We start from the raw sequence: 750 nt of genomic DNA on the forward strand, positions 1-750 counted from the left end.
CCGGCGTGACGATGTCGCCGGGGTCGGTGGCGATGTAACGGGCCAGGAAGGCGCGGAAATCGCGCTCGCCGATGAAGCAGATCCCGGTGCTGTCCTTCTTGTCGAAGTTGTCGAAGCCGGCGGCCTCGGCGCGCTCGCGAACGTCCGGCTTGGTCATCCCCGCCAGGGGAAAGACGGCGGCGGCGAGGCGTTCCTGATCCAGCGTGTACAGGAAGTAGCTCTGATCCTTGTTGCGGTCGGCCGCGCGCAGGAGCGTATGGCGTCCGTTCGCCTCGCCGATGCCGGCGTAGTGCCCGGTGGCGACGCGGTCGGCACCGAGCCGGCGTGCGTGATCGAGGAACGCCCGGAACTTGATCCGCTGGTTGCACAGGATGTCCGGGTTAGGGGTGCGCCCGGCGCGGTACTCGCGCAGGCAGTGGGCGAAGACCTCTTCGCGGTAGGCGGCGGCGAAGTTGGCCTGATGCAGCGGGATGCCGAGCTCGTCGCAGACCTGCGCGGCATCGGCGAGGTCCTCGGCGGCGGTGCAGTGGGTATCGGTGTCGTCGTCCTCCCAGTTCTTCATGAACAGTCCCTCGACGCGGTGCCCCTGCTCGAGCAGGGTCAGTGCCGCGACCGCGGAGTCCACGCCCCCGGAGAGGCCGACGATGATGCGCTCGGAAGTCATCTGGGGATCTTACTAACCCGGCACTGCCGCTGACCACCGCCCCGGGCGCCGGCCGGCACCTATGCCAGGTCGCTGAGGAGTTCCAG

1 protein-coding gene is annotated in these 750 nt (G+C 68.7%); it reads right to left on the bottom strand.

Annotated elements, in window-relative coordinates:
* Nucleotides 1–664 (bottom strand): tRNA 2-thiouridine(34) synthase MnmA (gene mnmA, locus G7A99_RS22650; RefSeq protein WP_163144275.1); only part of this gene is annotated, 664 nt, incomplete at its 3' end.
* Nucleotides 665–750 lie beyond the last annotated feature (86 nt).

It is taken from the genome of Arhodomonas sp. KWT, from assembly GCF_010993615.1.